Origin of the sequence: Streptomyces sp. NPDC003077, from assembly GCF_040611095.1 — a bacterium.
GTDB lineage: Bacteria > Actinomycetota > Actinomycetes > Streptomycetales > Streptomycetaceae > Streptomyces.
The window spans coordinates 1-3,191 of sequence record NZ_JBEXNM010000142.1 but is presented as its reverse complement, the minus strand read 5'-3'; the positions used below and the strand labels follow the sequence as shown (position 1 = coordinate 3,191).

The window sequence follows — 3,191 nt, the reverse complement described above, 5'->3', positions numbered from 1 at the left end:
CCGGCCAGCGCCTCGGGGGCCGGGCCGACCGCCGAAGCGCTCGGCGAGCGCGCGGCGGAGACGCTGCGCGAAGATCCCTGGCAGCTGCTCACGGTGCCCGGCGTGCGCCCGGAACAGGCCGACGGGTTCGCCCGCGCGCTGCTCGGCCCGGCCTGCGCGCCCGGGGACGAGCGCCGGGCCCAAGCCCTGGTCGTCTGGTTGCTGGAGCAGGCCGCGGTGGCCGGGCACTCGGCGCTGGAGGCCCCGGCGCTGCGGGCGGCGCTCGCCCAGCGCGCCGTCCCGGATCCGGACGAGGCCCTGCAGCAGGCGATCGCCGAGGGCGCCGTCCTGGTCTTCCAGGACGCCATGGAGACCCCTGGGGCCCGCCCGTCGGCGCCCGGCGAGGAGGACGAGCAGCCGGTACGGGTCCTGCTCGGCCTGGACCGGTTCGCCATGGCCGAGGAGAGCGTGGCCGACGGCCTCGCCCGGCTGCTCACCACGTTCGCGGCGGAGGCCGGGACGCGGGAGCTGCCCGACGCCGGAACGGAGGCCGCCGAAGCAACGGTCCCGGACGAGACCGACCGCAGGCCCCCCGCCGCCCCGGAAGTCACCCCGGAAGCCGCCCCCGCGGCGCAGCCCCGCCCCTCCGAGCCCTCCCCCGCCGACTGGGAGGCCGCCGCCTCTGCGGCCCCGTCCCCGTCCGCGGCCGAGCTGATCCGCGCCGCCGCCCGCGACGGACTGGTGGCGCACACCGGTGCCGAGGCGGCGCGCGCCGAGCCCGCCGCGCTGATCGCCGCGGCCCGCGCCCTGGGCCTGCGAGCCTTCGGCGCCACCCACACCGAAGACGGCCGCCACCGGCTGGCCCGTCTCGTCGCCGCAGCGGGCGAGGCCGCGCAGGGCCAGAATCCCGGCGCGGACGCCGCCGAGGCGGCCGTCACGGTCTCGGGGCTGCTGACCGGCCGTCAGGGACCGGGGCGGGGCGCGGACGGCACCCTCGCGCTGGACCTGCTCATCGTCCTGGACGCCCCGCAGCTCGACCTGGAGACCGCGGCGGTGCTGGTGGAATCGCTGGCCGACGGGACGCGGCTGGTCCTCAGCGGCGACCCGGGCATCCTGGGGTCCGCCGGCCCCGGCCGCCTCTTCGGCGACCTGCTCGCCGCCCGCTTCTGCCCCCAGGTCGCCTCCCGCACCCCGGACCCGGGCCCGATCGGCGAACTGGTCTCGGGCATCGGCGTCGGCGAACTGATCCCGGTCGAGGCGCCCGGCAAGGAAGTCGTGATCGTCCCGGCACGCGACGCCGGCGAGGCGGTGCACCGGGCCGTCCAGTTGGTGGCCGACTCCGTGCCGCGCGCGCTCGGGGTGCCTCCCGAGCAGACCCAGGTCATCACGGTCGGGCACGGTGGTTCGGCGGGCACCCGCGCGCTGAACGCGGCTCTCAAGCAGCGGTTGAACCCGGGCCCCGGCCGGTTCGGCGGGTTCGACCCGGGCGACCGCGTGACGTACTCCCCGGCGCCCGGCCGCTCCGTCCCGGGCACGGTCACCGGCGCCGACGCCGCGGGCCTGCACCTGGACTGCGGCGGGTCCGCCGTCGTCGTACCGCGCGAGCGGGTCGGTGGCGGCGCCGTACGGCACGGCTGGGCCATCACCGCCCACCAGGCGGCCGGCACCCGCTGGCCCGCCGCCGTGGTGGTCCTGCCCGGGGACGCCGCCAAGGGCCTGAACCGCGCCTGGGTCTACACGGCCTTCAGCCGCGGCGAACGCCACCTGTCCGTCGTCCAGGGCGTCGACCAGGCGCTTGCCCGCTCGGTGGCCGAGGTCCCGGCCAAGGAACGCACCACCCGGCTGCGCACCCTGTTGCGCACGCAGCACGACCAGAGCGCCCTGGAGCAGGCCGGCTGACCCCGGTCTCGCTCGCGCACCGCCCGTACGCGCCCGGTGCACGGGCCCAACAGGACGGGGGCGCCGCGCCATCAGGCGCGACGCCCCCACAGGGCACGCGTCAGCGTGTCAGTCCCGCCGACAGGACGGCGGGGCCGCCGCACGGTCCGTGCGGCCCGGAGCCGCACGCAGCGTCAGGCGGCGGCCCCTCCCGCCTCCCGCACGCGCCGGACACCCGGAGCGAGCCCGCGGACGCGCACGGGGAGCCCGCCCTGACTCAGCGCTCCCGGTCCACCACTTCCAGCACGTCGTCGTCCTCGTCGTCCACCTCGTCCACGTCCACGTCATCGTCGTCGTCATCGGCGCTCAGGTCCTCGTCGAACACCGAGCTGACGTCGAAGCGGCACACGACGCGCTGCGGATCCGCCTGGTCGAAGGGCGCGGACAGCCACTCCCCCGGTTCGGCGGGTTCGTCGGCGGCCGTCACCCACAGCGTGGAGTCGCCCTCCTCCAACCCGAACTCCTTGTGCCGGGAGGCGATCTCGTCCGGCTCGAACTCCCCGAAGAGCACGCCCAGTGCCGCGTGCACACTGCCGCCGACACCCGGCGCGGCGTTCGCCGCCTCTTCGTCCGTACCGGTCTCGGCCTTCATGGTGGCTCCGATGGCCGAGTCGGGGTCGAGGTCCGCGATCCGCTGGGCCTGGGTGAGCAGGCGTTTCGGTTCGACCACGGCGTAGTCCCGCCGGATCAGCACGCTCAGCGCGCTCGGCTCCTCGGGCCCGGTGTAAGCGGGCAGCCCGTCGCTCCCGGGGATCTCGAACGGAGTGACCTCGTCGTAGGCGTCGTACAGCAGTTCGTCGTACGCCTCAGCCGCCGCGGCGAGTTCGTCGAACGCGGCATAGACGGCCGGATCGTCCTGCCCCGAGCGGCGTTCGACCGCGTCGAGGTGACGGTCCAGCGCGGCTTTGACCGCCTCTGCGGCGGCACGTACCTCGGCAGCGGAAGGCTGCGCAGCATCAGACATAGTGCAGACGCTATCCGTACAGGGGCCGGTCCCGCACAATAGATGCGATGCCGGAATACGAATTCTGCGATGTGTACGTGCCTCGGGGGGTCTCCCGCAAGGCCGCCACACGCCTGCTGACCGACCACGCCGAGTACGGACACTGGGAGTTGGACCGCCTGCGACTGAATCCCGACGGCAGCCGCAAGGTACGGCTGCGCCGCCGAATCATCCGACAGATACGCGCCACGTGGTGACGGCTTACCAGCCGCCGCCACCGTAGGACCGCCAGAAACGCGATGGAGCGGGCCCCGGAGAGCCGGGGCCCGCT

General features: G+C 75.5%; 3 protein-coding genes. 2 read left to right on the top strand and 1 reads right to left on the bottom strand.

All coding sequences use genetic code 11. From position 1 onward, the window contains the following. Positions 1-1,878 (top strand): helix-hairpin-helix domain-containing protein (locus ABZX96_RS37980; protein WP_355554241.1); only part of this gene is annotated, 1,878 nt, incomplete at its 5' end. A 256-nt stretch (positions 1,879-2,134) separates the two neighbouring features. Here the strand turns inward: ABZX96_RS37980 and ABZX96_RS37975 are convergent. Further along, the gene (locus ABZX96_RS37975) at positions 2,135-2,881 is read right to left on the bottom strand and encodes a hypothetical protein (RefSeq protein ID WP_355554238.1); all 747 of its coding nucleotides are present in this window, start codon (positions 2,879-2,881) and stop codon (positions 2,135-2,137) included. A gap of 47 nt (positions 2,882-2,928) precedes the next feature. Between ABZX96_RS37975 and ABZX96_RS37970 the strand changes: the two genes are divergently transcribed. Further along, positions 2,929-3,117 carry a DUF5703 family protein gene (locus ABZX96_RS37970; protein WP_030252120.1) on the top strand — a complete coding sequence of 63 codons (189 nt, stop codon included), beginning with the start codon at positions 2,929-2,931 and terminating at the stop codon, positions 3,115-3,117. Positions 3,118-3,191 lie beyond the last annotated feature (74 nt).